The sequence below is a fragment of the Pseudomonas sp. SWI7 genome, from assembly GCF_006351945.1.
GTDB lineage: Bacteria > Pseudomonadota > Gammaproteobacteria > Pseudomonadales > Pseudomonadaceae > Aquipseudomonas > Aquipseudomonas fulva.
This window is the reverse complement of record NZ_CP040930.1, coordinates 3,102,855-3,119,741: the sequence shown is the minus strand read 5'-3', so window position 1 is coordinate 3,119,741 and position 16,887 is coordinate 3,102,855. Positions and strand designations below refer to the sequence as shown.

Annotated in this window: 14 protein-coding genes; 8 read left to right on the top strand and 6 right to left on the bottom strand. The window is 53.1% G+C overall.

Annotated features, from left to right (window positions below):
* Positions 1 to 41 precede the first annotated feature (41 nt).
* From FH041_RS14310 to FH041_RS14295, 4 genes are all read left to right on the top strand, one after another.
* Positions 42 to 1,544, top strand: a complete 1,503-nt coding sequence (locus FH041_RS14310) for a class I SAM-dependent DNA methyltransferase (protein WP_140174743.1) — start codon at positions 42 to 44, stop codon at positions 1,542 to 1,544.
* Complete coding sequence (locus FH041_RS14305) at positions 1,541 to 3,067, top strand: class I SAM-dependent DNA methyltransferase (protein WP_140174741.1); 1,527 nt, start codon at positions 1,541 to 1,543, stop codon at positions 3,065 to 3,067. The genes FH041_RS14310 and FH041_RS14305 overlap by 4 nt, the downstream gene beginning before the upstream one ends.
* The gene (locus FH041_RS14300; RefSeq protein WP_177438156.1) at positions 3,060 to 4,214 is read left to right on the top strand and encodes a restriction endonuclease subunit S; all 1,155 of its coding nucleotides are present in this window, start codon (positions 3,060 to 3,062) and stop codon (positions 4,212 to 4,214) included. Before FH041_RS14305 ends, FH041_RS14300 begins: the two co-directional genes overlap by 8 nt.
* A 184-nt stretch (positions 4,215 to 4,398) precedes the next feature.
* Positions 4,399 to 7,206 (top strand): type I restriction endonuclease subunit R, encoded by a 2,808-nt coding sequence (locus tag FH041_RS14295; RefSeq protein ID WP_373682123.1) that lies wholly within the window; start codon positions 4,399 to 4,401, stop codon positions 7,204 to 7,206.
* A 434-nt stretch (positions 7,207 to 7,640) separates the two neighbouring features.
* Here FH041_RS14295 and radC read toward each other — a convergent pair whose 3' ends face one another.
* The 5 genes from radC to FH041_RS23020 form a co-directional block, all read right to left on the bottom strand.
* Positions 7,641 to 8,138, bottom strand: a complete 498-nt coding sequence (gene radC / locus FH041_RS14285) for a DNA repair protein RadC (protein WP_140174735.1) — start codon at positions 8,136 to 8,138, stop codon at positions 7,641 to 7,643.
* A gap of 42 nt (positions 8,139 to 8,180) precedes the next feature.
* Positions 8,181 to 9,092: a hydrolase or metal-binding protein gene (locus FH041_RS14280; RefSeq protein ID WP_140174733.1), complete on the bottom strand. Its 912-nt coding sequence runs from the start codon at positions 9,090 to 9,092 to the stop codon at positions 8,181 to 8,183.
* A 77-nt stretch (positions 9,093 to 9,169) separates the two neighbouring features.
* Complete coding sequence (locus FH041_RS14275; protein WP_140174731.1) at positions 9,170 to 10,174, bottom strand: YqaJ viral recombinase family protein; 1,005 nt, start codon at positions 10,172 to 10,174, stop codon at positions 9,170 to 9,172.
* Between the two features lie 80 nt (positions 10,175 to 10,254).
* Positions 10,255 to 11,223: a DUF932 domain-containing protein gene (locus FH041_RS14270; RefSeq protein WP_140174729.1), complete on the bottom strand. Its 969-nt coding sequence runs from the start codon at positions 11,221 to 11,223 to the stop codon at positions 10,255 to 10,257.
* A gap of 78 nt (positions 11,224 to 11,301) precedes the next feature.
* Positions 11,302 to 11,631, bottom strand: a complete 330-nt coding sequence (locus FH041_RS23020; RefSeq protein ID WP_140174727.1) for a hypothetical protein — start codon at positions 11,629 to 11,631, stop codon at positions 11,302 to 11,304.
* Positions 11,632 to 12,180: 549 nt separating this feature from the next.
* On the opposite strand from FH041_RS23020, the gene FH041_RS22815 reads away from it, so the two are divergent.
* The 4 genes from FH041_RS22815 to FH041_RS14250 are packed head-to-tail and all read left to right on the top strand — an operon-like array spanning position 12,181 to position 15,283.
* Entirely contained in the window at positions 12,181 to 12,336 is a 156-nt protein-coding gene (locus tag FH041_RS22815; RefSeq protein ID WP_165369521.1) for a hypothetical protein, read from the top strand.
* Between the two features lie 4 nt (positions 12,337 to 12,340).
* Positions 12,341 to 12,889, top strand: a complete 549-nt coding sequence (locus FH041_RS14260; RefSeq protein ID WP_140174725.1) for an ABC-three component system protein — start codon at positions 12,341 to 12,343, stop codon at positions 12,887 to 12,889.
* Positions 12,889 to 13,392, top strand: a complete 504-nt coding sequence (locus FH041_RS14255) for an ABC-three component system middle component 5 (RefSeq protein WP_140174723.1) — start codon at positions 12,889 to 12,891, stop codon at positions 13,390 to 13,392. Before FH041_RS14260 ends, FH041_RS14255 begins: the two co-directional genes overlap by 1 nt.
* Positions 13,379 to 15,283, top strand: coding sequence for a hypothetical protein (locus FH041_RS14250; protein ID WP_140174721.1), 1,905 nt, complete (start codon positions 13,379 to 13,381; stop codon positions 15,281 to 15,283). Before FH041_RS14255 ends, FH041_RS14250 begins: the two co-directional genes overlap by 14 nt.
* A 244-nt stretch (positions 15,284 to 15,527) precedes the next feature.
* Here FH041_RS14250 and FH041_RS14245 read toward each other — a convergent pair whose 3' ends face one another.
* Positions 15,528 to 16,781, bottom strand: coding sequence for an integrase domain-containing protein (locus FH041_RS14245; RefSeq protein WP_140174719.1), 1,254 nt, complete (start codon positions 16,779 to 16,781; stop codon positions 15,528 to 15,530).
* Positions 16,782 to 16,887 lie beyond the last annotated feature (106 nt).

Genomic DNA, 16,887 nt, shown 5'->3' with positions numbered 1-16,887 from the left:
AAACACAAGCCGAATTGCGACGGCATCGCTATAGAAGGGTCATGCGTTTGAGCGACCAACAAATCACACTTAGTCAGCTGGAAAGCCACCTCTGGGAATCGGCCAACATCCTGCGCGGCCCGGTGGATGCGGCTGATTTCAAGACCTACATTTTCCCACTGCTGTTCTTCAAGCGCATTTGCGACGTCTGGGATGACGAGAGTCGCGAAGTCGTTGAAGAGGGCGGCGATCCTGAACTGGCTCTTTTCCCTGAGTCGCATCGGTTCCAGATTCCTGACTACTGTCACTGGGAACATGTGCGCGAGAAATCGATCAACGTAGGCTCAGCCCTTCAATGGGCTATGCGGGAGATCGAAAAAGCGAACCCAGAGAGCCTTTACGGCGTCTTCGGCGATGCGCAGTGGTCGAACAAGGAGCGTCTCTCAGATCCTCTTCTTAAGAATTTGATCGAGCACTTCTCCAAGCTTCCGCTAGGCAACAAGAATGTAAGTTCAGACCTTCTAGGCGACGCCTACGAGTACCTGATCAAGAAATTTGCCGACGCTACCAACAAGAAAGCAGGTGAGTTCTATACCCCCCGCAGCGTGGTGCGGCTGATGATCGACATGCTCGATCCGAAAGAGGTCGACACCATCTACGACCCAGCTTGTGGGACGGGAGGTATGTTGCTCGCTGCTGTCCAGCATGTGAAGGAAAAACACGGCGATGTAAAACGCCTTTGGGGCAAGCTCTTCGGCCAGGAGAAAAACCTAACGACCTCAGCCATCGCCCGCATGAACTTGTTCCTGCACGGCATTGAGGACTTTCAGGTAGTGCGAGGCGACACGCTTCGCAACCCTGCTTTCTTCGAAGGCGACCATCTGGCGAATTTCGACTGCGTGATTGCCAACCCTCCCTTCTCGCTTGAAAAATGGGGGGAGGAACAGTGGATCAATGATCCTTTTGGCCGGAATTTCGCTGGTCTACCACCATCCAGTTCTGGCGACTTCGCCTGGGTGCAACACATGGTAAAATCCATGGCTGATGCAACGGGGCGAATGGCTGTGGTACTACCCCAGGGAGCCCTATTTCGCAAAGGCGCAGAAGGTAGCATCCGCCAGAAGCTGTTAGAAATGGATTTGATTGAAGCTGTTATTGGTCTAGCCCCCAATCTGTTCTACGGCACGGGCCTTGCCGCAAGCATCTTGGTCCTACGCAAACGCAAGCCAGTTGAACACAAAAATAAAGTATTAATCGTCGACGCATCACGCCTATTCAAGCGGGGTCGTGCGCAAAACTTCCTTGAGTCGGAACATGCCGATGAAATCCTGGTCTGGTATCAGAGCTTTACCGATGTGCAGGATGCAGCAAGGGTCGTCACCCTTGATGAAATTAAGGCGGAAGACTGGACGCTGAACATTTCGCGCTATGTCCTGCCACCGCAGCAAGAAGACATTCCGCCACTGCCTGACGCCATCGCGGCATTCAAGGACGCACTCACCCGCTGTCGCGAGGCCGAAGAACGGCTCGCGAAGGTCATGACAGAAGGGGACTGGCTGAAATGAGTCACCCAAGCAAACGCATCTCCCAACAAGAACTCGAAAGCTACCTGTGGGGCGCAGCCGTGCTGCTGCGCGGTCTCATCGACGCGGGCGACTACAAGCAGTTCATCTTCCCCCTGCTGTTCTACAAACGTGTAGCCGATGTATGGGAGGAGGAATACCAAGCGGCGCTAGCCAACTCCGCCGGCGACCTCTCTTACGCCCAGTTCGCTGAAAACCACAGGTTTCAGATTCCTGATGGGGCCCATTGGAAGGATGTAAGACAGACTGCGACGAATGTGGGGGCTGCGATTCAAAGGGCCATGCGCGCCATTGAATCAGCCAACCCAGATCTGCTCGATGGCATCTTCGGCGATGCGTCCTGGACTAACCGCGAGCGCTTACCCGACGAAACGCTTAAAAACCTCATCGAGCACTTTTCGACCCAGACGCTTTCGGTGGCCAACGTGCCCGAGGACGAGCTCGGTAATGCCTACGAGTACCTGATCAAGAAGTTCGCCGATGACTCGGGCCACACGGCAGCCGAGTTCTACACGAACCGCACCGTCGTCCACCTGATGACGCAACTCCTGGAGCCGCAGGCGGGTGAGTCGATCTATGACCCCACCTGCGGCACTGGCGGCATGTTGATTTCGGCGCTGGACGAGGTGAAACGCTCAGGCGGCGAATACCGCACGCTCAAGCTCTATGGGCAGGAGCGCAACCTCATCACGTCAAGCATCGCCCGTATGAATTTGTTCCTGCACGGCGTGGAAGACTTCGAAATCATCCGGGGCGACACCCTGGCCGACCCTAAGCACATCGAGGGCGACCGACTTCGCCAGTTTGACGTGATCCTGGCCAACCCGCCGTATTCCATTAAACAGTGGAACCGCGAGGCTTGGAGCAGTGACAAGTGGGGTCGCAACTCTCTCGGCACTCCGCCGCAAGGCCGCGCCGATTACGCCTTTCAGCAGCACATCCTGACTAGTCTGACGGCCAAGGGGCGTAGTGCTGTGCTCTGGCCCCATGGCGTGCTGTTCCGCAATGAAGAACAGGTGATGCGCACCAAGATGATTGAGCAAGACTGGGTCGAGGCCGTCATCGGCTTGGGCCCCAACCTGTTCTACAACTCCCCAATGGAGTCGTGCATCGTCATCTGTAACCGCAAGAAGACGGCTGCGCGCAAGGGCAAAGTGATCTTCATCGACGCAGTGAACGAGGTCACCCGCGAGCGCGCGCAGAGTTTCCTCAAGCTTGAGCACCAGCAACACATCCTGACCGCCTACAAGACCTTTGCGGATGTGCCTGGTTTCGCCAAGGTCGCCACTCTGGCCGAAATCGGTGCCAACGCTGCCAACCTGTCGATCCCGCTGTACGTGAAGCGAGTTGCGGCCGCGCCTGCAATTGACTGCAACGGCGATGCGGTATCGCTGCGCTCCACGTGGGACCAATGGCAAAGCGACAGTAGCGCCTTCTGGCAACAGATGGACACGCTGGTGGAAACGCTGGATGGACTGATCACGGAGGACATCGAGCGTGTCTGATCACAAAAATCTCAACCCGGGTTGGAAGGCCTGGCGCTTCGATCAGATGGCGACCAACGTCAATGTGCGTATCGACATCCCGTCCGAGTCAGGGATGGAGCACTACGTTGGCCTGGAACACCTCGATGCGGAGTCGCTGAAGATCCGCCGCTGGGGCTCGCCGGATGACGTGGAAGCCACCAAGCTGATGTTCATGAAGGGCGACATTATTTTTGGGCGCCGCCGGGCTTACCAGCGCAAGTTGGGAGTAGCAGCATTCGATGGCATTTGCTCGGCCCATGCGATGGTGCTGCGTGCTAAACCTGAGGTTGTGCTACCCGAATTTCTACCCTTCTTCATGCAGAGCGATCTGTTCATGAGGCGTGCAGTCGAAATTTCGGTTGGCTCTCTATCGCCAACGATCAATTGGAAAACGATGGCGGCTCAGGAATTCGTGTTGCCCCCCCTAGAAAAACAGCAACGGACAATCCACTTCCTTTCGGCCGTCGAGGACCAGGCGGAGGCTGTTCTGCATGCGCTCACGGCTGCGACGAAATTAAGGAAGTCGATAGCGCTGGAGGAGTTCTCAAGAAGCGATTATCCAATAGTCAGAATGGGCGCGGTGGCAGAGATAAGAAACGGCTCAACACCGCGTCGAGCAACAGATGCCTATTGGAAGGGGGACATTCCTTGGCTCCCGACAGGTAAAGTTAACGAGCGGGTAATTCGAGCTGCTGATGAGTTCATCACTGAGAAAGCCTTATCGGAGTGCCCTCTAGCATTGATCCCCGCGGGCGCAACACTAGTTGCCATGATTGGTGAAGGCCAAACACGAGGGCGTGCAGCAATGCTAGCGATTGACTCGTGCATTAACCAAAACTTCGGTGCAGTCATTCCTGGAAGCTCGCTAGACCCTTGGTATCTGTTTTACCTGTTGGAGTCTAACTATGAGGCTCTTCGTCATTGGTCGCAGGGTACGAACCAGCGTGCGCTGAGTTGCGGCCTACTGAAAAGTTACCCGATCCCCGTTCCACCACTCGAAGTACAGCAGGAGTTGGTAGGCCAGCTCAAGGATATTGAAGCGGCAGAAAGTCGGTTGGCATTGCGGCTTGATATGACTCATGAAATGCGCCGTGCTGCCCATCTAACAGCGTTGTCAATGGAGTAGCACTATGGCCGTTTTTAACGAATCCAACACAGTCGAAGCCTACGTCCGCGACCTGCTCGCTGGCCCAATCAAGTCGGCACCGGCAAACACTATCCAAGAGCCGCTGGCCAGTTATGGACCCAGCCCAAAAGGCATTGGCTGGCGCTATGCAGCACCTGCTGAAGTACCCCGCCAGATTCAGGAAGTGCTGGTCGAGCGCTGGGTACGCAATGCGCTGATCCGCCTGAACACCGAGATCGCCGCCCGGCCAGATCGCGCCGATGAGGTGCTCTACAAGCTGCGCGCCATTGTGCTATCGGTGCGTTCGGATGGCCTAATCCGGGCCAATGAAGAGATGACCGCGTGGATGCGAGGCGAGCGCTCCATGCCCTTCGGTCAGAACAACGAGCATGTGCCGGTGCGGCTGATCGATCTGGATGATCTGTCGCAGAACCAGTACGTTGTGACTCAGCAGTACATCTATCGCGCAGGTCCTACCGAGCGCCGGGCCGATCTAGTGCTGTTGGTCAACGGTCTGCCGCTAGTGCTGATCGAGGCCAAGACGCCGGTCAAAAAATGCATCAGCTGGGTCGATGGCGCAGTGCAGGTGCACGATGACTACGAAAAGTTCGTGCCGGAGCTGTTCGTCTGCAACGTGTTTTCGGTGGCCACCGAGGGCAAGGCCTACCACTTCGGGTCGATTGGGCTGCCAGTCAAGGATTGGGGCCCATGGCACCTGGACGGTGGCGATACGCAGCACCACCCACTGAAATCCCTCAAGCTGTCCGCCGAGAGTATGCTGCGGCCGCATGTTGTGTTGGACATCCTCGGTAGCTTCACCCTGTTTGCCACGGACAAGAAGAAGCGCCGCATCAAGATCATCTGCCGCTATCAGCAGTACGAGGCGGCTAACAAGATTGTCGAGCGCGTGCTGGCAGGCTACCCCAAGAAAGGACTGATCTGGCACTTCCAGGGTTCGGGCAAGTCGCTATTGATGGTGTTTGCCGCGCAAAAGCTGCGGATGCACGCCGGGTTGAAGAACCCCACGGTGTTGATCGTGGTGGACCGAATCGATCTCGACAGCCAGATCACCGGCACCTTCACCGGGGCGGACATTCCCAATCTGGAAAAGGCCGACACGCGCGAGAAGCTGCAGCAACTGCTGGCGCAGGATGTGCGCAAGATCATCATCACCACGATCTTCAAGTTCGGCGAGGCCACAGGCAGCCTGAACAATCGCAGCAACATCATTGCGCTGGTGGACGAAGCCCATCGCACGCAGGAAGGCGACCTGGGTCGCAAGATGCGCGAGGCCCTGCCCAATGCGTTTCTGTTCGGCCTGACCGGAACGCCGATCAACCGCGCCGACCGCAACACCTTCTACGCCTTTGGCGCCGATGAAGACGATAAGGGCTACATGAGCCGCTACGGATTCGAGGAATCGATCCGCGACGGCGCCACGCTGAAACTACACTTCGAGCCGAGGCTGATCGATTTACACATCGACAAGGCCGCTCTCGATGCCGCCTACAAAGATTTGACCGGCGGCCTGTCGGACCTGGACAAGGACAATCTCGCCAAGACCGCCGCCAAGATGGCCGTGCTGGTGAAGACCCCCGAGCGTATCAGCAAGGTATGTGAGGACATTGTTCAGCACTTTCAGGACAAGGTAGAGCCCAATGGCTTCAAGGGCCAGATCGTTACCTTCGACCGGGAGTCGTGCCTGCTGTTCAAGGCGGAGTTGGATAAGTTGCTGCCACCGGAGGCTACCGATATCGTGATGTCGGTGCAGGCCGCCGATAAGAAGGCGCACCCGGAGTACGCTGCTTACGACCGCTCGCGCGATGAAGAGGAACGGCTGCTCGACCGCTTCCGCGACCCGGCCGACCCGCTGAAGCTGATCATCGTCACAGCCAAGCTGCTGACCGGCTTCGATGCGCCGATCTTGCAGACGATGTACCTGGACAAGCCGTTGCGTGACCACACCTTGTTGCAGGCGATCTGCCGGGTGAACCGGACCTACTCCGAGCAGAAAACCCATGGCCTGATCGTGGATTACCTGGGCATCTTCGACGATGTGGCTGCTGCGCTGGAGTTTGATGACCAGAGCGTCAAACAGGTTGTTAGCAACATCCAAGAGCTGAAGGACAAGCTGCCCGAAGCGATACAGAAGTGCCTGGCCTTCTTCCCCGGCATCGATCGTGACCAGCAAGGCTATGAAGGCCTGATGGCTGCGCAGGAGTGTTTGCCAAATAACGAGGTGCGTGACAACTTCGCCGCCGAATACAGCGTACTCAACAAGATCTGGGAGGCGTTGTCGCCCGACTCGGTGCTAGGTCCCTTCGAGAAAGATTACAAGTGGCTGTCACAGGTGTATCAGTCGGTGCAGCCTTCCAGCGGTCATGGCAAGCTGATCTGGCACTCACTAGGTGCCAAGACTATCGAGCTAATCCACCAGAACGTGCATGTGGATGCGGTACGCGATGACCTCGACACCCTGGTGCTGGACGCCGATTTGCTAGAGGCAGTTCTCTCGAACCCTGACCCGAAGAAGGCGAAGGAAATCGAGATCAAGCTTAAGCGCAAGCTTCGTGGGCATGTGGGGAACCCAAAGTTTAAAGCCCTGTCGGAACGGCTCGATGCGCTGAAAGATCGCTTCGAATCCGGACAGATCAACAGCGTCGACTTCCTTAAAGCTTTGCTGGAGATCGCCAAGGAAACCCGGCAAGCCGAGAAGGAAGTCCCGCCAGAAGAGGATGAGGACCGTGGCAAGGCGGCGCTGACCGAGTTGTTTAACGAGGTCAAGACGGCCGAAACGCCGATCATGGTCGAACGCGTGGTAGCGGACATCGACGAGATCGTGCGTCTGGTGCGCTTCCCCGGTTGGCAGGGAACCCAAGCTGGTGAGCGCGAGGTGAAGAAGGCACTGCGCAAAGCACTCTTCAAGTACAAGCTGCACGCGGATGAGGAGCTATTCGAGAAGGCCTACAGTTACATCCGCCAGTATTACTAAGAAGTTCAGAGATGAATGACAAAGCGAGCGGCAACGTATGCAGTCGAATTGTTGACGCTGTGCTAGGCAGGGGTAGCCGATCTAGTGAAAAAATAAAAGCATCTGAATGAGAGCAAACAGGGCAGCTGTGGCTGCCCTGTTTGCTTTGCTCCGGTTACTCGAATTTTGAGGAGCGTTTTTGCACGATACAAAATAGCAAGCATGCAACGATAAACGTGATCAAAAATGGTGGAAATCGCAGCATCAGAATCACAGCAAACATCAAAGCTGAAGCGCTTGCCAGTACGCCGATGAAGGTGAGAAGTGCGATCAGGAAGCGTATCATGCCATGGGACTTTCTCCTGGAGTTGAGGCGATATTGGTTCATGTCCGGGACGTCGCGGCTGCCACCTACTGGATCGGCTTGCCTGGCGCATGCCAAGGGCAAAGCGCTCCTACAGATGTCCCCGTTCTGCCAGCGATACGCAGCCTTCATAACCCACGACGACATGATCCAATATTTGAGTGCCAATCATGTTGAGGGCAGTTTTGAGGGTTGTGGTCAGTGCGCGATCGGCGTGACTGGGCTCTGGGTCACCGGAGGGATGGTTGTGTACCAGGATCACGGCGGCAGCGTTGTGTTCCAGGGCGATCTTGACCACTTCCCTTGGATACACGCTGGCCCCGTCCAGGGTGCCTCTGAATAGCTCTCGGAAACCAATCACCCGGTGCTTGGTATCGAGCAGCAATAACGCAAAGACTTCATGCTCGTGGTACTGCAGCAGTGTTTGCAGATGGCTGAAGACCTGCTTAGGTTCAGTCAATGATCTGCCTTTCGACAAACGACTCATCGCGAGTTGTTGAGCCATCTGCAGGATGTCGGCTTCGGTGACGGGGGATTCCATGACATAGGTGCCGGATGTCTCTCCTGCCCGGAGTTTGTGATATTTCATGACGGTCTTCCTGTGCGAATGCGGGGAGATTGAGGCACGCGGTTACTGGGCGCTGGGTCTAGCGTGCCGGCTGGCTTGGGATTCCAGCTTTTGGGCCAGTGATGTTTTTGCAGGCGTTGCCGGTTGGGGTTCTGCGTGGCTGTGCACGACCTCAGTGGCGGGAAAGAATTCCTCGACGATGACGCCGGTGTCTTCCTCACTGTCTTCAAACGCGCCGTTGTTAAAGCCCTGACGGGCCGCCTGATCCAAGGCGGTTTGGTCAAAGCCGGAGGCTTGCCGGGTCTCATCCAGCTGCTTGGCTTCCAGTAAAGCGTCTTCTAGGCTCAGACCGCTACGTACCGTGATGTCTACGTAGAAGATCGGTGTGCCGTGGCTCTGCCGGGTGGATTTGCCGCGCAGACGCAACTCCAGCGGCAGACAGGCCAGGCGGTTACCGGAGATGGCTTGGAAGTACTGCAAGCGTGCCGCCAGGGTGCGGATGCTGTTGAAGCCGGTGGTGCGAAACACAAAGCTGCCCAGCGGATCGTCGTCGCCAATCACCACGTTCAGCCGACCATAGGGCTTGCAGGCATTACCCTGAGCCAGTGAGCAGCCATCGGGTGACGGGCAGGGCAGGGTCTTGATCCCGTCCTCACATTGGCGCTTGCAGGTGTCCCCATTGCCGACACACAAAGGTCGGCCAGTGGTGCGGTCGAACAGGCTGTAATCGGCGCGGAAGTTCAGATCCGGTTCGTTGAACAACAAACGGATCGGAATACTGCGCAACTTGCCGTCCTGGCCGTTACGCAGTTCCTCATTGAGCGGGTGCAGCAGCCATCCGTCGCGGCTTTGTACCTGCGAGGTGATGGTGAATTGATCGTCTTTCTCCGGCAGGCGTTTGCCGTTCTTCTCGACAACCTTGCCGATGGAAATGCGCCCAAGTACCGGTGGGGTGATGGCTAAACCTTTGAGCATGGCGGTTCTCCTGCATCTGAAAATTAAAAAGCCACCGGGACGTGAGCGGTCCTGGTGGCTTGGGGGAGGGGGAAGATTCAGGCAATCAGAAAACGGCGACTGCCTTCGCGGGGCTTGCTGTAGCGGGCCTGCAGGTAGGGTTTGTCCTTGAGCATGCGTTCGATATCCAGCCCGGTGCTGTCCCTGGACTTCTTCCAGCTGATGTAGCCCTCGGCAAACTGCGCACGGGTGGCTTCACCTATGGCCTGCTGCAGGACTTGTTTGAGCTGCGCCTCACGCGTCTCCTGCAGGGCAATGCTCTGGCGAACAGCCTTGAGCTCCAGGTACGTGCTAGCCAGCTCCGTGTGCTGGCTGAAATCCAGGGTCTGGCCGTTGTCCTCGGGGTAGAGGCAACGCAATGCCGCCTCTGCGGAGTCCGTACCATCGGCCGGTGGTGGGGTGTCACTGACCACGTAATCCCAGAACAGCCGCTCCAGGTCGATCAGCCGAGCAATCATCGATTCGTCCCGTTCGATGCGATGGATCTCCAAGTGCTGACCACCGAGCAGCACCGCCACATCGGCCGCTTGCTTGCCCGTCACAGCCAACTGGTGCATCACTTGTAACTGCACATACTCCGGCACGCCCTCTTTCCAGAGGCGTGCGCCGTTTATGCCGGCAGTTTTGCATTCAAGGATGTGTACATCGTCGGCGCCGATGACCTCGCGGTCGATGTTGGCCAGCATCCAGGGCAGTTGAGGATCAGGATGCTGCAACACGGCATTGACCCGCCGTACCCGGTTGCCGGTGCGCTGGGTGTAGTGGGTCGCCACAATCGGTTCGAGGATGTTGCCCCAGTAGGCGGGGCTCTCTTCATCCTGAGGGTCGAGCTTGGGCAGTGAGGTGTCACGGCCGGTTTTCTCCAGCCACAGTTCGAGCTGGGACTTGTAAGGGTTAAGGCCTACTGCAGCGGCGGCATCTGAGCTGCCGATGCCTTGTTTGCGTACCGCCAGCCAGTCCTCTCGGGGCAGTTGTTTAGTGCCCACCAGGCGTAAGGCAGGACGGGGTTTTGTGCTGGGGTTTTGCAGTGTTTGCGTTGCCATAATGATTTCCTGTTCGGCATAAAAACGCCCGGCCAGCAGAAGCTGACCAGGCGCTTTAATAGTTGAGTTGGTGAGCGGAGCTAGGCAGCGAGTTGCAGTGCTGCCTGTAGGGCGCGTTGTTTGATGACAGCACCTTGGCCAAACCAGGCCGAGTCCATGCGGTATTCAGTGCTCCTGGCGCGTCGCTCGTGATCGACATACTCGGTCACGGCGTTGAGCAAGCCCCATGCAGTTCCTTGGGCGGATTCCAGTGTCGCTCCACGACCTTGGCCTTCATATAACCCTTGGACTTTGCGTAGCGCCCGCTCGTTGGGTAGTACAGCTGGTAGCGGACTGTTAGGACTGGCATCACACAGTACATTCATGAAGAAGCCCATCGCTTCATGCCACTGCACCTTGCGCTCCGCCAGTGCGCGCATGCGGTACATGAACTCGTCCCATTGCGAGACGGCGATGCCCAACTGCTTTTTCACTGCCTGCTGATCGAAGCGGGTGTTATGCGGCACCTTGATCGCGCGGGCGGTGCCATCGAGGGCGATGGTCAACGTGTTGTTGCAGACCACGCGCACGGTGGTCGGAGTGGCGGTGGTGGCCAGAGTACCGTCACAGGAGGTGGCTAGCAGCAGATAGCCATTGACCTGATCGTTACCTTTCAGCGCTGTTCCCTGGCCAGTCCGTGCCAATGCCCAGAACTTGCGACCGCCTTTGAGTACGCCAGCGGTTTCCAGCTCGTAACCGGAGACCTCAGTGAGATCCCGGTAGAACTCCAGCACCTCACGTGGCTGCACAACCTGGTAGCGGTTGGATACCACCGACAATGGGGCCTTGGTGTCGGAGCGATACAGCACCTTCTGTTCTGGAAAGGAGTGGATCGAGCCCAGGGTGCCAATACTGTCCGATTTGAAATGCACTGGGCTGTCCTGGATTTGCCAGTTCATGCCGGCTTCGCGCTGCCAGACTTCCAGCGGTTGTTTTTGCGTCAGGCGGTTACCCAGACCATGCCAGGGGGTAGCGCCAACATATGCCATTTGTTCAACGAGGTGTGCCATGGGAGTGATTCCTTTGGGTGCAGGCCGGCATAAATGCTGCGCATCGCGCAGCACTGGCCGAAGAATGTTGTAAGAGGATTAGGCGGGTAGGTTGAAGCGATGATTGCAGGCGAGGCAGAGGTTGTTGGCGAGCACATGGCGATCCAGCTGTTCTCCGAGCTGAGCGCCGAGGGCGCAGCCTCCCACGCCTCCAGCGAGTCCACCGAGAATGGCCCCCGAGACTGTGCCTAGGGTGATACCAATTGGACCGGCAATAGCACCGAGAGAGGCGCCCACCTGGCCACCAGCAAGCGCGGTGCTTACTCCGCGAGCGGCGCCGCCCACCGCGCCAACGGCGGCAGTGATTTTCGTGGCTGTTCTTAAGGTCGCGATCTTGGGGGAGTTACAGCGAGGGCACTGCAATGACATGGTTTGAGCTCCATGGTGTGGATGTCATGGCAGTGATGTAGGACTATAATTTTTTTGATTGGAAATTCATGAAAATGTTGCACGCTCAGCCATCTGACCAGACCCTAGCATCGTGAATCGTGAATCGTGAATCGTGAATCGTGAATCGTGAATCGTGAATCGTGAATCGTGAATCGTGACGTCCGGATCAATCCGATAGCGCCCCAGATGGAGCCTTGCTGCCCCAGTCAAATCGAGAGAGTTCAAAGCCTTCTAGAAAAAACTGCCCATATACTCATCCGAGCCATTTACGTGAGAGGCGTCACACGATACTTTGTACCTGATGGCAATATGCCAATCGGTTGATTGGCGGCTGCGGTCAGGGAGCTTTAATATCCTCCTTTTGAAGAAATATTCGGCATCATCCGAAGGCTTTTCGTGTGTGGTGTTGGCTTACCATCCCATGCCTAACCTCGTCCGTCAGAGCGCTTCAGTTTATACAGATTTCTAAGAGCTGCTGCACGGATGTAAAATTTGTTTCTAAATAAAACTAAAAAAGGAGTCGCATCAGTGAGTGAAGTCATGCAGTACGGGTTGATTGGTTTGCTTGCTTTGGCTGTAGTAGGTCTTGGTGTCAAGGTTACGCTTTCTTATAAAGGGGGGAATAAGGTTAATATGAAAAATATAAAGGCCAAGGGAGACGTTGTCGGTCGCGATAAGAAATAGGCGCATGAGTGCTTTTAGCTGGTTCAGAGGTATCACTGCCGGTGGTGATGTAGTCGGTCGTGATAAAATCACTAATAATAACCTGCCTCATCCTCGGCAGCTTGATTTGCTGTCTGAAAGCTTTAAAGGGGAAGTTGCAAGAAACGCTACCACTACTGAAATAATAGATGAGCTTCATCATTATAGTAACGTGAGGACGGACATAAGGGATTTGTCTCAGAAGTTGAATGGGGCGGGTTTTGGCTATTTGCTAAGTGAGGCTGAAGAGTTAAAGCAGCTAGTTGCTAAGCTAATTATTAAGTACCAGCACTACCGATCTGCCCAGAAAATAATTACCTATTTGTTGGCTGAGGTTGAATCTATTTTTAATGCTAAAATTAAGGGAAAATTGCCGTCCGTATCTTCTGAGGCAGAGCTTAAGCTTATACTGAGGGAGTGCCTTATTGTCGAGATTCAAGATAAGCTTGGCGATAATGTTCTTGATATATTTAATCGGCAAGTAAATGGAATGGTGTTCTTTTTGACAGGCAACTGTCACTTGGAGTGGAGTTAATGCTTTTATATAATAAGGCGGTGGATGTAAATCATACCTTGTTAAGATTTGCTGCGCTGATATTGATGTTGGATGTTAAGGTGGTAGAGCTTGATAGGCTAAGAATTTATGACTTTGTGGTGGCTAATCCATTTCATGTTTCTAAGTTATCGCTAAGTCAAGATCTTTTAAAGGCTAAAAATGTTTTTAAAAGTTATGCTAATAGATATCAAATATACGATCCGAAAGGGCTTTTTGAGTCGATGAGGCCTGTGCAAAATATAGCTATACTGAATTTGAAGGAGATGGGTGTTCTTTTGGAGGATGCGTATAGCGGTAGATATTTGCTGCAGCCTGATGAGATTCCTGATCAATTGGCTCGAATCGCTCAAGATAAAGAAAATAGTGTTTCATTACAGGTCTTAAAGTTTATTGAGGAACATCTAGTTGTTATGGATTTGGTCGGGCCAAAAGGGCTGAAGCAAGCGAGCGGACTAATGGAATATAGATATGACGTTGCTTAAACCGACGATTATTGTTGAAGAACTTCTTGCAAAAGCTGGAGGGAAAGTAGCTTATCAAGAAAAATTTCATAAGGGGATTAATGTTCTGAGTGGCTGTAATGGAGGTGGAAAAACTTCTGTTGTTCAACTGCTTATGTTTGGTCTCGGCTATGAGATAGTTAAGTGGAAGGACGAGGCCTCACAGTGTGATTGTATCTATGTTGGTGTGCGTCTAAATGGTACCCCGGTTACGTTAAGAAGGATTAATAGGCTTGCTGACAAGCAGTCTATGGATATTTGTTATAAGGGGATTGACGAGGCACTGAAATCACCAGTTGAAGAGTGGTTTAATTACCCTTATGCCATTTCAGCGGCGAGAGAGAGTTTTTCTCAAAAGATCTTTTCTTTACTAGATATTCCTGAGGCGAAAGCCGATTCGAACGGCAATAGTGTAACGCTGCATCAGGTTTTTAGATTGATTTATAGTAATCAATCTAATTCTTCGGGTAGTTTGTTTAATGCTGAGCCTTTCGATTCTGCATTTAAGCGGGAGTCTGTCGGGAATTATTTGCTTGGGCTTTACGATGATGAGCTTTATAACTCTAAAATATCTCTTGCGGTCCAAGAGAAAAATTTAGATAGGCTGGTCGCTAAGCTGCAGGCCGTATATTCTGTCGTTGGTAAAACATCTTTTGCAAAGGACTTTGGAACTATAGACGAGGCGCGGGCGCATTATGTTTCTGAAATCGCTGCTGCTAATTTAAAGGTATTAGATGCGAAGCAGTCAGCATCTATTTCCTATGTTAAAGAGAAGGGGGTTACTGAAGGAGGCGCTGTAGAAAGCGTCAAGATCAAGGGGAAGCTGCTTGAGTGTGAAAGTGATATTCAAGTCCTCAGTTACGAGATTGAGGATTCGAGAGAGTTTCTTGCTGAGTTGATTGATAAATCAAAATCTATTCAGGATTCCATTAAAGTGGATTCTGTTGTTGGGGATGTGGTTTTTAAGTTTTGTCCTGGTTGCTATAGGAAAATCGATAAGAAGGCTGATGGCTGTTGTTGCCTTTGTGGGGCCGAAGGGGAAGCAGGTCAAGTCAATGGTCAGTTTAATTTACTTCGTATGAAGAATGAAATTGACATTCAAATAAGAGAGTCTGAGCGTATTCTTATAAAGAAAGAAGAGCGCTTGCTAAGTTTGGTCGAGGATAGAAAGAAGCTCAGAACTGCACTTAGGCAGAATATTTCAAAAATCACATCAACTATTTCATCTGTGAACTCTGAAAGCGAATCAGAAATTTATAATTTGTATCGTGAGATGGGTGAAATAGAAGAGAAAATTTCTACTCTTGATAGAGTGGCAGAACTTCATCGTTCTATATCTGAGTTGACGGCTCAGAAAAATACGGCGCAAGCTGAGGTAACTCGACTTAGAGATCTAATAAGTCTAAAAAAATCTCAATATTATCTTCGTGAGCCGGAAGTGAAAGGACTCATAGCTACTCATCTGATTAACATCTTAAGGCAAGATGTGGGTGCCGAAAAAGAATTTAAGAATGCAGAAACTGTTGAATTCGATTTTGCATCAAATACAGTGTCCATTAATGGGAAAGTCGCATTTTCTGAAAGTGGTACAGTGTACTTGAATAACGCCTTCCATTTGGCGTTATTTATAACTTCCTTGGAGAAAGAGTACGTTCGTATACCTAGATTCATGGTTTTGGACGGAATTGAGAATGGTGGGATGGAAGATGTTAGGTCAAGAAATTTTCAAAAGGTTATGGGGGATTATCTCTCTAAATATACGGTTGATTATCAGCTAATATATGCGACTAAAAGTATTTCTCCATTCTTGGATAGTAGTGCATATGTTGTAGGTCGGACATTTACCGAAGATGATAAAAGTCTAAATTTATAACATATTTTAAGGCTTAAAATTAATTTGATATCCGTGTTGGAGAAGCTGTTATTAAGGCTGCTAAGTTTGTAGAGAACCGGCAATAAAAGGTAGCTCACTGAAGGCAAGTGAGGGCACTAAGCCAGGATTTAACGTCGAATGGCTTTTGCAGCTTGCCTTGCTAAGGTTGCCCGGCCATGTTTTGAGCGGGCTTCAGTTTAAGGTTTTGAGTATGGGGGGCGTGGCGTGTTTACGGTACAGATTACTAAGCCTTCATCCTAATCAGGTCTCTTGTCTCCTGAATGGCTGAAATAGACAAGCTGCCAGTTGCCGCTTCTTGGATGTGCTCACTCCACCAGGCCATCATCGGGCGTCTGCGTTCGATGTAATCTGCCCGGTTATAAGCGCTGCGTACCTCATCTTTATCGACGTGGGCGAGCGCTACCTCAATCAACTCAGGATCCCAACCCTGCTCGTTGAGGATGGTGCTCGCCATTGAGCGCATGCCATGACTTACTAAGCGCCCCTCGAAACCCATACGCTTCAGCGCCATGTTGGCGGTCTGGCTATTGCAGTGGGTGCGAGGGTCTCGGTCTGCAGGGAAAACGTACTCCCTATGCCCACTGTAGGGCTTGATCGCTTCCAGGAGCGCCAAAGCTTGTTCAGTGAGCGGAATGATGTGTATCCGACGTTTCTTCATGCGCTCCGCCGGTATCGTCCAGATCTTCTTTTCGAAGTCGATATCAGCCCAACGGGATGTGGCAGCCTCGGCTGGCCGGGTCATGGTGTGAAGTTGCCACTCAATTAGGCAGCGCGTAGTTCTTTTTATGCTGGCGTTGGCAATTGCCACCATGAGCTCTTTCAGCTCATCGGGTGTCAGGGCCGCCATATTTTTCTTTTTGGGCTTTTTGAAGACGGAGCGAATCCCACTGAGTGGATTCGCGTGAATCAATCCCGAATTAACTCCATAGGTCATGATTTCATTGAGACGCTGAGTCAAACGTTTAACAGTTTCGAGGCTGCCTTTCGTTTCGAGGGGGCGGAGCAAGGCGATGACCTTAGGAGCAGTGATAGCTGAGATTGGGGTCGGGCCCAGGTCGGGGAAAACATGCAGCGTGAGGGAGCGCCAAATATCCTCGGCGTACGCTGGGGTGACTGAATCCTTTTTGAGCTCGAACCACGCTGTCGAGATATTTTCAAAAGTGTGTTCCGTGGCTGCTTTTTTCGCATGTCGCTCGGCGTCGCGTTTCTCTTTAGGGTCCAGCCCTTGGGCGACGAGCTCTCTTGCCTCAACGGTTCTTTTGCGGGCTTGCGCCAGGCTAACCTCAGGAAAGGTGCCTAGCCCCATATTGATCCGTTTTTTCGTCACGGGTTGAATGTAATTAAAATTCCAAAGCTTAGAGCCATTGATTCTCACCCGCATCTGAAGGCCATTACCATCCGTGAGAATGTAGTCCTTATCCTTTGGCTTCGCGGCTTTCACTTTTACGTCTGAAAGGCGCGTGGCTTGGGCCCCCATGGTGTATTCCAGTGCTGTTTATGTATTCCAAAAAATAGCAGCTGAGCGCTTGGAATACCACTTGGAATACACGAAATCATAGATGCTGTCGGACGTTGACGGACGC